The sequence below is a fragment of the Streptomyces sp. NPDC005774 genome (assembly GCF_042871645.1).
GTDB lineage: Bacteria > Actinomycetota > Actinomycetes > Streptomycetales > Streptomycetaceae > Streptomyces > Streptomyces pratens.
The window spans coordinates 16342-31568 of sequence record NZ_JBIAIV010000034.1 but is presented as its reverse complement, the minus strand read 5'-3'; the positions used below and the strand labels follow the sequence as shown (position 1 = coordinate 31568).

At 71.7% G+C, this 15227-nt stretch carries 12 protein-coding genes; 5 read left to right on the top strand and 7 right to left on the bottom strand.

The window, feature by feature from the left end:
• Positions 1 to 115: 115 nt before the first annotated feature.
• The 3 genes from ACFYQA_RS26435 to ACFYQA_RS26425 all read left to right on the top strand — a co-directional run bounded on the left by ACFYQA_RS26435 (position 116) and on the right by ACFYQA_RS26425 (position 5096).
• Positions 116 to 2842 carry a SpoIIE family protein phosphatase gene (locus tag ACFYQA_RS26435; RefSeq protein ID WP_388922713.1) on the top strand — a complete coding sequence of 909 codons (2727 nt, stop codon included), beginning with the start codon at positions 116 to 118 and terminating at the stop codon, positions 2840 to 2842.
• Positions 2843 to 2986: 144 nt separating this feature from the next.
• Positions 2987 to 4354, top strand: coding sequence for an FAD-dependent oxidoreductase (locus tag ACFYQA_RS26430; RefSeq protein WP_388922591.1), 1368 nt, complete (start codon positions 2987 to 2989; stop codon positions 4352 to 4354).
• A gap of 244 nt (positions 4355 to 4598) precedes the next feature.
• Positions 4599 to 5096, top strand: coding sequence for a lamin tail domain-containing protein (locus ACFYQA_RS26425; RefSeq protein WP_388922588.1), 498 nt, complete (start codon positions 4599 to 4601; stop codon positions 5094 to 5096).
• An 18-nt stretch (positions 5097 to 5114) separates the two neighbouring features.
• On the opposite strand, the gene ACFYQA_RS26420 is transcribed toward ACFYQA_RS26425, so the two are convergent.
• The 3 genes from ACFYQA_RS26420 to ACFYQA_RS26410 all read right to left on the bottom strand — a co-directional run bounded on the left by ACFYQA_RS26420 (position 5115) and on the right by ACFYQA_RS26410 (position 10462).
• Entirely contained in the window at positions 5115 to 7487 is a 2373-nt protein-coding gene (locus tag ACFYQA_RS26420; protein WP_388922585.1) for a glycoside hydrolase family 65 protein, read from the bottom strand.
• Between the two features lie 455 nt (positions 7488 to 7942).
• The gene (locus ACFYQA_RS26415) at positions 7943 to 9619 is read right to left on the bottom strand and encodes a GAF domain-containing protein (protein ID WP_388922710.1); all 1677 of its coding nucleotides are present in this window, start codon (positions 9617 to 9619) and stop codon (positions 7943 to 7945) included.
• A gap of 150 nt (positions 9620 to 9769) precedes the next feature.
• Complete coding sequence (locus tag ACFYQA_RS26410; RefSeq protein WP_388922582.1) at positions 9770 to 10462, bottom strand: response regulator; 693 nt, start codon at positions 10460 to 10462, stop codon at positions 9770 to 9772.
• Positions 10463 to 10964: 502 nt separating this feature from the next.
• Between ACFYQA_RS26410 and ACFYQA_RS26405 the strand changes: the two genes are divergently transcribed.
• Together ACFYQA_RS26405 and ACFYQA_RS26400 are read left to right on the top strand one after the other, a co-directional pair.
• Positions 10965 to 11360, top strand: a complete 396-nt coding sequence (locus ACFYQA_RS26405; RefSeq protein WP_388922579.1) for an STAS domain-containing protein — start codon at positions 10965 to 10967, stop codon at positions 11358 to 11360.
• 217 nt (positions 11361 to 11577) lie between these two features.
• Positions 11578 to 12780 (top strand): globin domain-containing protein, encoded by a 1203-nt coding sequence (locus tag ACFYQA_RS26400; RefSeq protein WP_388922576.1) that lies wholly within the window; start codon positions 11578 to 11580, stop codon positions 12778 to 12780.
• A 111-nt stretch (positions 12781 to 12891) separates the two neighbouring features.
• Here ACFYQA_RS26400 and ACFYQA_RS26395 read toward each other — a convergent pair whose 3' ends face one another.
• The 4 genes from ACFYQA_RS26395 to ACFYQA_RS26380 form a co-directional block, all read right to left on the bottom strand.
• A complete protein-coding gene (locus tag ACFYQA_RS26395) occupies positions 12892 to 13266 on the bottom strand; it encodes a hypothetical protein (RefSeq protein ID WP_386394305.1) in 375 nt (124 codons plus the stop codon).
• Between the two features lie 85 nt (positions 13267 to 13351).
• Positions 13352 to 13870 carry a roadblock/LC7 domain-containing protein gene (locus ACFYQA_RS26390; RefSeq protein ID WP_388922573.1) on the bottom strand — a complete coding sequence of 173 codons (519 nt, stop codon included), beginning with the start codon at positions 13868 to 13870 and terminating at the stop codon, positions 13352 to 13354.
• A gap of 38 nt (positions 13871 to 13908) precedes the next feature.
• Positions 13909 to 14703 (bottom strand): hypothetical protein, encoded by a 795-nt coding sequence (locus tag ACFYQA_RS26385; protein WP_388922570.1) that lies wholly within the window; start codon positions 14701 to 14703, stop codon positions 13909 to 13911.
• Positions 14700 to 15104, bottom strand: a complete 405-nt coding sequence (locus ACFYQA_RS26380; RefSeq protein ID WP_388922567.1) for a hypothetical protein — start codon at positions 15102 to 15104, stop codon at positions 14700 to 14702. The genes ACFYQA_RS26385 and ACFYQA_RS26380 overlap by 4 nt, the downstream gene beginning before the upstream one ends.
• Positions 15105 to 15227 lie beyond the last annotated feature (123 nt).

Genomic DNA, 15227 nt, shown 5'->3' with positions numbered 1-15227 from the left:
TCGACATGTGTCGGCCGCTCCTGTGCGGCCCGCTCGTTTCCCGGCCTCGCCGTCCCCATCCGGCCGAAGGCGCGCAGTTCCGGCCTGTAGGTAAGCTCGGCACATGGTCCGACTGATGGGTCGATCCCCGGCCCGGTCGCCCCAGCGGCCCAGCACCACGGCATCCGTACGTCAGCAGCGGCAGGGAGGCGGTGGTGCGCGGTGGCGCCCACCGGAGTGGCTCCGGTCCTTGCTGAGCGCACGCAGCGTCGCCGGACGGGTCTTCATCCTGCATGTCGTGATCGTGCTGCTGCTGGTCGTGTCCGCCGTGGTCGCGCTGGTGCTGCAAGTACGGCACGACAGCACGCTGGAGGCCCGCAGCCGTTCCCTCGCCGTGGCCGAGACCCTGGCCCACTCGCCGGGCATCGTCGAGGCGCTCGAGTCCCCCGATCCCACCCTCCTCCTCCAGCCGCGCGCGGAGGCCATCCGCAAACAGGCCGAGGTCGACTTCGTCGTCGTCATGAACACCGACGGCATCCGTTACACGCACCCCAGGACGGACCGGATCGGCAAGAAGTTCGTCGGCACCCTCCAGCCCGCGCTGGCCGGCCGGCCGGTGACCGAGGAGATCACCGGCACCCTCGGCCCGCTGGTCCAGGCCGTGGTGCCGGTGAACAACCCCGACGGCGTGGTGGTGGGTCTCGTGTCGGCCGGCATCACGATCGAGAACGTCGGCGGCGTCGCCGAGGACCAGTTGCCGCTGGTCCTGGCTGCGGGGGCCGCCGCACTCGTGTTGGCCACCACCGGCGCGGCCCTGATCAGCAGACGCCTGCTGCGCCAGACCCACGGTCTGGGGCCGCACGAGATGACCCGCATGTACGAGCACCACGACGCGGTGCTGCACGCGGTGCGGGAAGGCGTGGTCATCGTCGACGACGACGGCACCCTGCTCCTCGCCAACGACGAGGCGCACCGGCTGCTCGGCCTGCCCGAGGACGCGGAGGGCCGCGATGTGCTCGATCTCTCCCTCGACCCCGGCACCGCCGCCCTCCTCTCCTCGGGGCGGGTCGTCACGGACGAGGTGCACCGGGTCGGTGACCGGCTGCTGGCGGTCAACCAGCGTTCCACCGACCGTGCCGGGGGCCCGCCCGGCAGCGTCACCACGGTCCGCGACTCCACCGAACTGCGCGCCCTCTCCGGCCGGGCCGAGACCGCGCGGGAGCGGCTCGACATGCTCTACGACGCCGGTGTGGGCATCGGGACCAGCCTGGACGTGGCGCGCACGGCCGAGGAGCTGACGGAACTGGCCGTACCGCGGTTCGCGGACTTCACCACGGTGGACCTGTTCGAGACGGTGCTGGCCGGCGGCGAGCCGGACGTGACGGGGTCGGTGCACCGCACGGCGTCGGCCGGTATCCACAAGGACGCCCCGCTGTACCCGGTGGGCACCCAGACCCGGTTCGTCGCATCGTCCCCGCAGGGCCGCAGCCTGGCCTCCGGGCGGTCGCTCGTCGAGCCCCGGCTGAGCGAGGCCCCGGGGTGGCGGGCGCAGGACCTGGAGCGCTCCGGGCAGATCGTGGCGTACGGCATCCACTCGCTGATCACCGTGCCGCTGCGGGCCGGTTCCCTGGTACTGGGTGTGGTCAGCTTCTGGCGTGCCGAGAGGCCCGAGCCGTTCGACGAGGAAGAGCTGGCCCTGGCGGAGGAACTGGTCGCGCGGGCCGCGGTGTCCATCGACAACGCCCGCCGGTACACGCGCGAGCACAGCATGGCGGTGACGCTCCAGCGCAGTCTGCTGCCGCGCAGCCTGCCCGAGCAGAGCGCCCTGGAGATCGCCTACCGCTATCTGCCCGCGCAGGCCGGGGTCGGCGGCGACTGGTTCGACGTCCTGCCGCTGTCCGGTGCGCGGGTCGCGCTCGTGGTCGGCGACGTCGTCGGGCACGGGCTGCACGCGGCGGCCACCATGGGGCGGCTGCGCACGGCGGTGCACAACTTCTCGGCGCTCGACCTGCCGCCCGACGAGTTGCTGGGGCTGCTGGACGAGCTGGTCGGCCGCATCGACCAGGACGAGACGGAGGACGAGCACAGCGCCCCGGTGACCGGGGCGACCTGTCTGTACGCCGTCTACGATCCGGTCACCCGGCGCTGCACCGTCGCCCGGGCGGGCCATCCGCCGCCCGCGCTGATCCGTCCGGACGGCACCGTGGAGTACGCGGACGTGCCCGCCGGCCCGCCCCTGGGGCTGGGCGGGCTGCCGTTCGAGACGGTCGAGCTGGAGCTGGCGGAGGGCAGCCGGCTGGTCCTGTACACGGACGGACTCGTCGAGGACCGCGACCACGACATCGACGTCGGTCTGGAACTGCTGCGCAAGGCGCTCTCCCAGGCCGGGGAATCCCCCGAGGACACCTGCCGGGCCGTGCTGGAGTCCCGGCGTCCGGCCAGGGCGCGGGACGACATCGCCCTGCTCGTGGCACGTACGCAGGCGCTCACCGAGGACCGGATCGCCCGGTGGCCGGTGCCGTCCGACCCGGCGGCGGTCGCCGAGGTGCGCGCCACGATCGCACGGAAGCTGTCCGACTGGGGCCTGGACGAGCTGACCTTCACCACGGAGCTGATCCTGAGCGAGCTGGTCACCAACGCGATCCGCTACGGCGGCGGCCCCATCGAGGTGCGGATGCTGCGCGACCGCAATCTGATCTGCGAGGTCCTCGACAGCAGCAGCACCTCGCCCCATCTGCGATACGCGACCATGAACGACGAGGGCGGGCGCGGCCTGTTCCTGGTGGCGCAGCTGTCGGAGCGGTGGGGCACCAGGTATCTGCCGACCGGTAAGATCATCTGGGCCGAGCAGCCCATCCCGTGATCCACGGAGGCTGCCCGGGGATCCGCACGTGAAGTCATAAGGTCCGCTTATGAGTCCATAGACCGGACCCGCGTACCAGGTTAGGTATGCCTTAGTTTAAGATTCCCGACGAGGCTCTTGTCACCGCTCGAAGGGAACCTGACCATGCCCCGCCCCCTGCGGGTAGCCGTCGTGGGATCCGGCCCCGCCGGGATCTACGCCGCCGACGCCCTGCTCAAGTCCGACGCTGCCGCCGACCCGGGTGTCTCGATCGACATCTTCGAGCGCATGCCGGCACCGTTCGGTCTGATCCGTTACGGCGTCGCTCCCGACCACCCCCGGATCAAGGGCATCATCACGGCCCTGCACCAGGTGCTCGACAAACCGCAGATCCGGCTGTTCGGCAACGTGGACTACGGCACCGACATCCACCTCGACGACCTGCGCGCGTTCTACGACGCCGTGATCTTCGCCACCGGCGCGACCGCCGACCGGGCGATGTCCTCCGTCCCGGGCATCGACCTCGACGGTTCCTACGGCGCCGCCGACTTCGTCTCCTGGTACGACGGGCACCCGGACGTGCCGCGCACCTGGCCGCTGGAGGCGGAGAAGGTCGCCGTGCTGGGGGTCGGCAACGTCGCCCTCGACGTCGCGCGCATCCTCGCCAAGACGGCGGAGGAACTGCTGCCGACGGAGATCCCGCCGAACGTCCACGAGGGCCTGCTGGCCAACAAGGCGCGGGAGATCCACGTCTTCGGCCGCCGCGGCCCGGCGCAGGCCAAGTTCAGCCCGATGGAGCTGCGGGAGCTGGACCACTCCCCCAGCATCGAGGTCGTCGTCGACCCCGAGGACATCGACTACGACGAGGGGTCGATCGCCACCCGGCGCGGCAACAAGCAGGCCGACATGGTCGCGAAGACGCTGGAGAAGTGGGCGATCCGCGATGTCGGCGACCGCCCGCACAAATTGTTCCTGCACTTCTTCGAGTCTCCGTCGGAGATCCTCGGCGAGGACGGCAAGGTGGCCGGCCTGCGCACCGAGCGCACCGAACTCGACGGCACCGGCAACGTCAAGGGCACCGGCGAGTTCAAGGACTGGGACGTCACCGCGGTCTACCGCGCGGTGGGCTACCTCTCCGACAAACTCCCCAAGCTGCCCTGGGACATCGACTCCGGCACCGTGCCCGACGAGGGCGGCCGGGTCGTTCAGGAGAACGGCGAGCACCTGACGTCCACGTACGTCACCGGCTGGATCCGGCGCGGCCCCATCGGCCTGATCGGACACACCAAGGGCGACGCCAACGAGACGGTGTCGAACCTGCTGGACGACTTCACGAACGGACGGCTGCAGACCCCCGCGACGCCCGAGCCCGAGGCCGTGGACGCGTTCCTCGCCGAGCACTCCGTCCGCTACACCACCTGGGACGGCTGGCACAAGCTGGACGCGGCGGAGAAGGCGCTGGGCGAGCCCCAGGGACGCGCGCGCGTGAAGCTCGTCGAGCGCGAGGACATGCTGCGGGAGAGCGGCGCGTGAACTGACAGCGGTCGCAACGACGTACCACCGAGCGCCCGTTCGGTCCTCACGGACCGGGCGGGCGCTCCGTCGTGTCCGCAGGGCCCGTCGTGTCCGCAGGGCCCGTCACGTCCACAAGGCCTGTGAGGCCCGCCCGGTCCGCGGGCCCCGGTCGGTGTGAGTGCGACCGGGGTTGTGTACTATCCGACCCTTCACCGAATCACCATATGATCCTCACGCAAGGGTCATGCAGGGGGATGAGTTCATGCGTATACGCACCGCTGCCGTCGCCACCACCGCCGTCGTGGGAGCCCTGGCCGCATTGACGGCCGTCCCGGCACACGCCGCGGAGTACAGCTCCGCACTCAAGGTCCGCGGCGTCCAGTACGACGCCCCGGGGCCCGACTCCAACAAGTGCTCCACGGGCAACACCCGCCACGAGTACCTGACGATCAAGAACTACTCGTCGACGAAGACCGTGAACCTCAAGGGGTACGTCGTCAAGGACGCCGTCGGCAACCGGTTCGTCTTCAGAACCAACCACTACCTCCAGCCCCGTGACTACGTGAAGCTGCGCGGCGGCAACGGCACCGACTCCGACAAGAACAACGTCGTCTACCGCAACAACTGCAACTTCATCTGGAACAACGACAAGGACACGATCTACCTCGTCAAGCCCACGGGCAGCCGCGCCGACGTGCACGCGTACACCAAGCGCGGCTCCGACCGGGACGGCAACGGGTACATATCGTTCCACAAGTGACCGCTCCCTGCCGGACCGTCAGTCCGGCAGGGGCAGATGGCCCGTCTCCCCCGGCTGGAGGCGGGCCGTACGGTCCGGGAGGCATATGTCGACGGGCCCGGGTCCCGACGACGGTACGGCGATCTCCAGGCGTCCGCGTTCCAGCCGCAGCCGGACGCCCCAATGGCCGCGGTAGCGCAGGGTGAAACCGTAGGAGGACAGCTCCGGCAGGGGCACCGGGTCCATTCGCAGGCCGCCGTCGCGCGTCTCCAGGCCGGGCAGTCCTCGCTGGACCAGGTCGAGCGTGCCGGCCATGGCACCGAGGTGGATGCCCTCGCCGGTGGTGCCGCCCTGGACGTCGGCGATGTCCCCGCGCAGGGCCTCCTGGCAGAACGTCCAGGCCTCGGCACGCCGGTCGCGGGCCAGCACCCAGCCGTGGACGAGGCCGCTGAGCGTGGACCCGTGGCTGGTGCGGTGCAGGTAGTGGTCCACCGTCAGCCGCCAGGTCGCCTCGTCCAGCTCGTACCCCAGCCGCCGGAAGAGACCTTGGAGTTCGGCCGGGGAGAACAGATACCCGAGCATCAGGACGTCCGCCTGCTTCGAGGCCCGGTAGCGGTTGACGGTGTCGCCCTCGCCCTCCAGGATCCGGTCCAGGCGCCGGATGTCCTCGTAGCGCCGCCGGTATTCCCGCCAGTCGAGCTCGGCGAGCTTTCCGTATCCCTCGAACTGGCTGATGACGCCGTCGTGGAACGGTACGTGCAGGGTGCGGGAGACCTCCTCCCACTTCTCGAGTTCGCTCCGGTCCAGGCCGGTGCGTTCGTCGAGTTCCCGCCGGCGGGGCTCGGGCAGGGCGCGCAGCACGTCGAGGGTGTGGGAGAGCACCCAGGCCGCGGTGACGTTGGTGTAGGCGTTGTCGTCCAGTCCGGGCTCGGTGGCGTCGGGGTAGGCGTCGTGGTACTCGTCGGGGCCCATCACGCCCTTGATGCGGTACCGGCCCAGGAGCGGATCGTAGGCGGCGGCGTCCGACCAGAAGCGGGAGATCTGCAGCAGCAGTTCGGCGCCCTTGGTGTGCAGGAACTCGGTGTCGCCGGTGGCCTCGCAGTACTGCCACACGTTGTACGCGATCGCCGATCCCACATGGTGCTGGAGGCGGGAGTGGTCGGGCAGCCAGCGGCCCGACCGCGGGTTGAGGTGGAGCTGTTGGGCCTCCTCCCGGCCGTCGCTGCCGCTCTGCCAGGGAAACATGGCCCCTCGGCGGCCCGCGTCCCCGGCGGCGGTGCGGGCCCGGTCGAGGCGTCGGTACCGGTGGTACAGCAGGGCCCGGGAGACCTCGGGGAAGTGCAGGTTGAGGTAGGGCAGCACGAACAGTTCGTCCCAGAAGACGTGCCCGCGGTAGGCCTCGCCGTGCAGTCCCCGGGCCGGTACCCCGACGTCCAGGTCGGCGGTGTGCGGGGAGAGTGTCTGCAGCACGTGGAAGAGGTGCAGGCGCAGGATGGTGCCGGCCTCCCCGGGCACATCCAGTTCGCCCCGGCGCCACAGCTGGCCCCAGGCCGTCCGGTGGGATTCCAGCAGCTCCTCGAAGCCGGCGACGCGGCCCACCCGGTCGACGGCGGCGTGCAGGGGGTCGCTGATGGCCGGGTCGCGCGAGGTGTACAGCGCGACGATCTTGTCCACGGTCGCCGTACGGCCCGCGGTCAGGTGCAGCCGGGTCAGCTGGACGGCCCGCAGGTTCTCCTTGCGGAAGGTGAGGGGCGCCTCGGAGAGCAGCCGGGACGCGAGGGCGATCCGGATGTCGGAGGTACGGGTGCGGCAGTGCAGCCACACGGTGTCCGGGGCCACGCTGCCGCTGTGCACATGGGTCAGATGCCGGCCGTCCAGGTCCCGGTAGCGGGCCACCCCCGCGTTGGTGATGCCGCCGTCGAGGGCCGCCTCGACCTCGAGTGCGCCGGGGCGGTGCCCCTCGGCCGTGAACTCGGTGCGCAGCACGGCCAGGTGGGGGTCCGCCATGTGCACCAGGCGTTCCTGACGCACCCTCAGCACCCGGTCCTCCCCCAGGTCGTACCGGGTCAGCCGCTCCAGCAGCCCTGAGGAGATCCGGAGGGTCTCGCGGTGGTCGAGCACGGTCACCGTGTCGGGGGTGAGCCACGGCCCGCCGGGCATCCGGAACCGCAGGGACAGCCAGTTGGGCAGGTTGACGAGGTCCTCGTTCTCGATGTGCCGTCCGGCCACCTCGGAGATGAGCCGGTCGTAGCAGCCGGCCGCGTACGTTCCCGGGTAGTGCACGTCGTCGGCGACGCATTCCGGCAGCGCTCCCCGGGTGGCGAAGAAGCCGTTGCCGAGCGTGCACAGCGACTCCCGAAGGCGCGCCTCGGCGGGGTCGTATCCCTCGTACTCCCAGGTCCAGCCGGTCACGGCGGCGCTCCTTCCCCAGGAGACCCCGCGGAGGGCTCCGGTGGTCCCGCACGGGGTACCCCCGTGCGGGAAGGGAACACACACCGGACGGACGTACCTCCGGATCACCGGCGCGAAGCGTGTGTGCGGGTGGACCAGGCTGAGCCCCGGGACCGGCGACAACGCGGCGAGGTGCGGTACCGGGCCCGCGAGCCCGGCATGATCCGAACGATAGAGGGCCCCGGGGCCTGTCCGGCGGATCATGCCGCAGACTCGGGGGCCGGCATCCTCTCCCCCCAAGCTCTTCGAGCAGGGGGTGCCCCCAGCGGCGTTGTCGTCGGTTGCCGACTCCCCCGAGCTCTCGGCTCCGCTCGAACAGGGGGGACCCCCATGAACAGGGAGGGGCCCCCACGACCCCGCTCCCCCAGCTGGACAGAAACCGTCAGTTATCTCCGACTTGATCCGCCGGACAGGCCCTACCCCTCCCGCACGGGCACGCGCCACACCAGGGTGGTGCCACGGTCCGGGGCGCTGTCGATCTCCAGGGCGCCGCCCAGCTGCGCGGCGCGTTCGGCCATGTTGCGCAGTCCGCTGCGGCGGCCGCCCTCCGGGATGCCCACGCCGTTGTCGGCGACGGTCAGCCGCACCTCGCGGCCGTCGGTCTCGAGGGCCACCTCGACCCGGTCGGCGCGCGCGTGCCGGGCGATGTTGGTCAGGGCCTCGGACAGGACGGCCACCAGATGGTCGGCGGTCTCCTTCGGCACATGGGTGTCGACCAGGCCCTCCATCCGCACGCTGGGCGCGAAGCCCAGTACGGGGGCCGTCTCGCCGACCAGCCGCACGGCGCGGGCCCGCAGTCCGGTCCCGGAGGCGGTGTCGTGGGCGCGCAGGCCGAAAATGGTCGATCTGATGATCTTGATGGTCTCGTCCAGGTCGTCCACCGCCCGGGAGACCCGCTCCGAGGCCTCCTTGTGCTCGATGAAACGGCCGGCGCTCTGCAGCGTCATCCCGGTGGCGAACAGCCGCTGGATCGCCAGGTCGTGCAGGTCCCGGGCGATCCGGTCGCGGTCCTCGAGCACCGCGATCTGTTCGGCGTCGCGGCGGCGCTCCGCCAGTTCCATGGCCACGGCGGCCTGCGCGGCGAAGCCCTGCAGCGGCTCGATCTCCTTCTCGGAGAACTCGCCGCGGCCCGCGGCGCGCACCAGCAGGACGATGCCCCGTACGCCGTCCCCGGACCCTACGGGCACGGCCACCGCCGGGCCGAGGCCGGTGAAGCGCGGCGGTCCGGACGACACCCGCTCGTCGCAGGAGACGTCCGGGCTGGTGACGGGGGCGGCGCCGGTGAACGCCCGGCCCAGCAGGCTGTCGTCGACGGGGACGACGAGTCCGCGGTGGGCCTCCGCCTCCTGGCCCAGGGCGAGTTCCACGGTCAGCGATGCGGTGCCCTCCATCGGCACCGCCACCTCGGCGAGTGCCGCGCCGGTGATCTCCATGGCCCGTTCGGCGATCAGCAGCAGGGCCTCACTGCCACCGCTGCCGGACATCAGGGCGTGGGTGATCTCCGTGTTCGCCTGCAGCCACCGCTCCCGCAGCCGGGACTCCTCGTACAGCCGGGCGTTGTCGATGGCGACGCCCGCGGCGACGGCCAGGGTCGACAGGACCGACTCGTCCTCCTCGTCGAACTGCGCCCCGGCACGCTTCTCGGTGAGGTACAGGTTGCCGAAGATCTGGTCGCGGACCCGGATGGGGACGCCGAGAAAACTGTTCATCGGCGGATGGTGGGCCGGGAAACCGAAGGACGCGGGGTGCCCGGACAGCTTCGCCAGCCGCAGCGGCTGGGGGTGCCGGATCAGCTCCCCGAGGATGCCGTGGCCCTCGGGGTAGTGGCCGATGCGGGCGATCTCCTCCTCGCTGACGCCGACCGTGTGGAAGGCCGACAGCCGCTTGCCGTCGGGACCGATCACGCCGAGGGCGGCATACTCGGCGTCCACCAGCACCGCCGCGGCGTCGACGATGCTGTGCAGGACCTGCTTCAGGTCCAGCTCGCGGCCCACTTCGAGGACGGCCTCCAGCAGGCTGTGCACCCGGTCGCGTGTGCCGCGGGCCGCGTCGATCCGGGCCTGGAGCTCCTCCAGCAGCTCGTCCAGCCGCATCTGCGGCAGCAGCGGACGGGGGTCCCCGTCCCGCTCGGAGCTCTCCACCCGTGGTCCTCCCGTTCGCTCGCCCTACCGGCAGCGTGTCCCCGGCAGGTCCACGTTAACGGGCGCGGCCCGGCCCTCTCCCATCGGTCGGCGAACCGGGCGTCAGCGGCCCGTGCGCCGCAGCCGGTCCTGCGCCTGGGTGGCGATCACGGCGGCCTGGATACGGCGTTCCACGCCGAGCTTGGCCAGCAGCCGGGAGATGTGGTTCTTCACCGTCTTCTCCGCCAGATACAGCCGCTGGCCGATCTGCCGGTTGGTCAGCCCCTCGCCGATCAGGGCGAGGATCTCCCGCTCGCGTTCGGTCAGTCCGGGCAGGGCGTCCTGCTCCTTCTCCGGCTCCTGTTCCTGCCGCAGCCGGGCCATCAGGCGGGTGGTGGCGCTCGGGTCGAGCAGGGACTGTCCGGAGGCGACCGTCCGCACGGCCGTGACCAGGTCCGAGCCCTGGATCTGCTTCAGTACGTAACCGGAGGCGCCCGCCATGATCGAGTCCAGTAGGGCCTCCTCGTCGTCGAACGAGGTGAGCATCAGGCAGGCCAGATCCGGCAGCGTCGAGCGCAGCTCGCGGCACACGGTCACCCCGTCCCCATCGGGCAGACGGACGTCGAGGACCGCCACGTCGGGGCGGAGTGCGGGGACGCGGACCAGGGCCTGCTCGGCGGTGGCGGCCTCACCGACGACGGTGATGTCCGGTTCGTCGTTCAGCAGGTCGTGCACTCCGCGGCGGACCACCTCGTGGTCGTCCAGCAGAAATACCCGGACGGGCCGGTCGGGTGCCCGCCGCTCGCTGTCCGCCATCTGACGCTCCTTGTCCTCATGTGCCGGGCCGTACGCCGTGTCCCGGTGCTCCCGGCCACCGGGAGGTCCCTCACCGGGATCCTTCTCGATCCAGGGCCGAACGGCCAGGGCCGTTCGGCCCTGATTCCTCTCGGGCCACCTGTTCCCCGCCGGGGCCCCGTGCCCTTCGACCGGCCGGCCGGCTCCACCACCGCTCCGGACTGGCTCCGGAGCTCGCGGGGCGTGAGCAGGGCCGGTCGGTCCGGGTGCCGGGGACCATCGGCATCTGGAGCGTGCCGGACGGCTGGGCCATCCTCGGAGACAGGAGCGACACCGATCCCCCGCGGTGTCGCTCCGTCCACGGTACCGACGGTGGCGAACCGCCGGGCCGCCCCTCCGGTGCCCGCACAGCGCCCGCACACGGATGCCCTACCGGCCGGTAGCGTCATTCGGTGCCCATGGCCCGCCGGTAGGGCCGGGCGGCCCTACCGGCGGACTCGGTGGTGCGGGTTGACTGGCCGGTATGTCCGAAAACCACGGCAGGCACGCGGCGGAGCCGACCGAGCGGACGGTTACCGGAACAACGGTCGTCGCCCCGCGGGGTGAGCTCGACCTGCTCACCGCGCCGGCCCTGTCGCAGCGCCTGGACGTACTGACCGCCGGCGCCTTTCCCGACCTGGTGCTCGATCTGCGCGCCGTGTCGTTCATCGACTGCTCGGGCCTGCGCGCGCTGTGCCGTGCGCGCCGGCGGGCCTTGTCCTGTGGCGGGCGGCTGCGGCTGATCACAGGCAGCCCCGGTCTGCTGCGGGTCCTCCACCACACCCGGCTCACCGGTGCGTTCGAACTCCTCCCCCGCCTGCCGGCGGAGCTCGACTCGGCCGGCGCCCGCCCCACGGAGGGCAAAGGCCCCCGCCCCTGAACAACGCGCCATGAGTCCCGGGGCCGAGCCGACCGGCCCCATTTCCGGGGCGCCGCCCGGGACCGAAGGTCCTCTCCTGCCGGGCCGATGGGCCCGCAGCATCCCACGAGCAGCGGTTACCGCCGGAAACGCTCTCGTCGGATTGCTATACAGAAAGTGCCGCCGGTCCGGAACGGCGGCCCACCCCCCTTACTCCGTCATGTCGTTGGGAGACCTCATGCTGTCCGAAGAATCCGCCGCAGTGGTCCGGGCCACCCTTCCCGCCGTGGCCGGAGCTCTCGACGAGATCACCGCACGTTTCTACGGTGCGATGTTCCACGACCGCCCAGAGCTCCTGGACGGCATGTTCAACCGAGGCAATCAGGCCAGCGGGGCCCAGCGCCGGGCGCTGGCCGGTTCCATCGCCGGTTTCGCGCAGGCGCTGCTCGCCGACCCGGACACCCGGCCGGACGCCCTGCTGGCACGGATCGCGCACAAACACCTCGCGGTCGGGGTCACCGACGACCAGTACACGATCGTGCACAAGTACCTGTTCGGTGCGATAGCCGAGGTCCTCGGCGACGCCGTCACCCCCGAGGTGGCCGCGGCCTGGGACGAGGTGTACTGGCTGATGGCGGGCGCCCTCATCGGACAGGAGGCTCGCCTCTACCAGGAGGCGGGGGTCGCGCCGGGTGAGATCTGGCAGCGGTGGACGGTCGTCGAACGGCGGGAGGAGACCGCCGACGTCGTGTCGTTCGTACTGCGCCCGGCCGACGGCGAACCGGCACCGCGCGCACGGGCCGGGCAGTACGTGAGCGTACGGCTGCGGATGCCCGACGGAGTGCACCAGTTGCGCCAGTACAGCCTGTCCTCGGACCCCGGCGACGATCTCCGCCGCATCACCGTCAAGCGGGTCGCCGGGGACGCGGAGGAACCGGACGGCGAGGTCTCCAGCCTGCTCCACGCGCACACCCGCGCCGGTGACGAACTCGCCCTGTCCGTGCCGGCCGGCGACGTGGCCCTCGACGAGGCGGACACCCCGCTGGTGCTGGTCTCGGCCGGGATCGGCTGCACGCCCATGGTGGGCATGCTCGCCCGGCTCGCGGCGACGGGTTCGACGCGCCGGGTCCTGGTGCTGCACGCCGACACCTCGCCCGAGGAGCACGCCCTGCGCACCGAGGTACGGGCACTGGTGGAGCGGCTGCCGGACGCCCGCGCGGTCTTCTGGTACGAGCGGCCGGGCGACGAGGAGCCCGGGGCGCGCAGCGGCCTGATGGACCTCGCCGGAATCGACGTCCCGGCGGACGCGTCGGTGTATCTGTGCGGCCCGCTGCCGTTCATGCGTACGGCGCGCGGCCGGCTCCTGGGCGCGGGTGTCCCCGCCCGGCGGATCAGCTACGAGGTCTTCGGTCCCGATCTGTGGCTCCCCGAAGCGGCCTGACCGCGCCGTACACCGGGTGTGGGCCCTTCGCGCACTGCGCGGGAAGGGCCCACACCCGTCACGGCCGGGACCGTCACGGCCGGGACCGGTCCGGGCCGCGACGGTCCTGCCTCAGACCTCCAGATCGTTCTCGATCCGGCGCAACTGGTGGCGGGCCATCGCCAGGTTGGAGCGGCCGCTGTCCAGCACCAGGTACAGGAACAACCCGTTGCCGCCGCGTCCCTTGATCGGGCGGATCAGGTGGTACTGGCTGCCCAGGGTGATGAGGATGTCGTCGATCTCTTCCTTCAGCCCCAGAAGTTCCATCGTGCGCAGTTTCGAGCGCACGACGTCGGTGTTGCCCGCGGCGGCGACCTCCAGGTTGAAGTCCTTGCCACCGCCGATCGTGCCGAGCGCCATGCCACTGGTGTAGTCGACGAGTGCGGCGGCCGTGGCGCCGTCGATGGAGCTGAGGCAGTCCTTGAGCGAGGTCTCGGTGTTGGCCATGAGAGGTGTCCTTTCGGTCGTGGTGGTTGTTCCGGTCGGCCACCAGGTGGTGTCACGGGGGCCGGCCGAGGGGAAAAGCCGGGATTCAGCCGCCGGGCTGGGGCCGGGGCTGATGTGCCGGCCGCTGCGGGGTGCGCACCGGCAGGGTGCCGATCCGGCGGTCGGCGTCCGGGGACGACGGGACGTGCGCGTCGAGCGCCGCGCGCTCCGCGTGCCTGCCCCCGTCCGGACCGACACGGTTGTCGATGAGTTCCGCGATCCGTGCACCGCTGCGCCGGCCCTCCAGATGCAGCCGGCCCACGTTGACCCGGTCGTCGGCGAGCAGAGTGAGCACCGCGGTGCTTCCGGCTGCGTAGGTCGCCACGTATCCCCCGGTGCCGCGCACCAGCAGTTCGCGGAACTCGCCGCGGGCGGCGGCATCCGTCATCCGGTACGCGACCCCGAGCGCGGCGGCGGTCAGCGCGGCCAGCCCCTCCGGCTCGGTGTCGGGCACGTCGTGGGCGAGGACAAGTCCGTCGACGGTGGCCGCGAGCGACCCCGCCAGCCGGGGGATCCGGGTACGGAGCCGACGCAGTTCGTCCAGCACGTCGGTCTCGACGGCCATGAGCAGTCTCCTTTCGGCACGCTGTCGACGCGCGCGGATCACAGGGCCTCCAAGGCATCCAGGAGCCGTCGCAGCAGTGCCGTGTCGGGCTCGTCCCACGCATCGCCGGATGCGCCGGTGCCCGGACCGGCGCATCCGGCGATGCGTGGGACGACGGGCGGGGGCGGTGCGGGGGTGATCAGTCCGTCGGCGGCCAGGCGGCGCAGCTCGACGAGGGTGTGGAAGGTGCGGCACGCGAGGGCCGAGGCGATCTGCGCGGCGGTGCTGGTGCCGTCTACCCGGGCGAGGGTCCGGCCACGGCGGGGCGGCAGGTCCGCCGGGTCGGCACCGGGTACGCGGGCGAGCGGGGCGGTGTCGACGGCGGGGTCGGGCCAGATGCGGTCCAGCAGGTCACGGCGGCGCCGCGACTCGCGCAGCACGCCGGCCACCGGGACGGGGCGGACCGCGCCGAGCCAGTGGGCGGCCTCGGGTCTGAAGCGGAGCGCGGCGGTGTCCTGGGCGAGCGCGAAGTACGCGGCGTCGAAGAGCGCGCCCAGGTGGCACAGCTCCAGCGCGCCGGCAGTGAGCCGACCGCTGTCCACGAGCTGGCGGCCGACGCGGTGGCGGGCACCGGCCCGCTCGACCGCCTCCCACCAGCCGTCCGCGGGGAGCGCGCCGCTGCGGGTGAGCAGATCGCCGAGGTCGGGGCTGTACGCGGACTCGACGTGGACGATGTGTCCCGCCGCCAGGTAGAAGACCCCGGACTCGGTGGAGAGGGCTCCGGTGGCGCGGTCGGCCGCGAGGCTGCCGAGCATGGCGGGCGCCGATCCGTCGGTGGCTGCCGCGGTGGTCATCCGAGCACCAACCGGTCCGCCATCTCGGCCAGCCGGATACGGGCCAGGGCCAGGTTGCCTTCGCTGCGGTCGAGCCACAGGTACAGGAACACGGTGCTGTCGAAGGTCGTGATCACGAACCGGAGCAGGTGGTACGCGTCGACGGTGGTGAGGATCAGGTCCTGGACGGGCGGTTCCTTGCCGGACAGGACGGACGCCGCACCGTCGGCCGGTGCGAGTGTGCCGCTCTCCATGGCGAGGCGGGCGAGTTCGGCGGTCTCCGCCGCCGTGGCCTCCGGGTCGTCGCCCGGTGTCTCGCCCACCACACCGAGCGCGAGTCCGCTGATCCAGTCGACCACCAGCGCTCCTCGCGCACCGGGCAGTCGCATGGCTTCCAGCAGACTCTCATCAATTCCGGGCACGCCGGATCCCCCTCCATCGCACGGCCGTACCGCGAACGTGACGTCGAAGCTACGCTGTGTGCTCGACCGAGGTATGGGCTTTGGTGTTTTCCTTTGGAATATGCGACATGGGCCCTTCGGCGC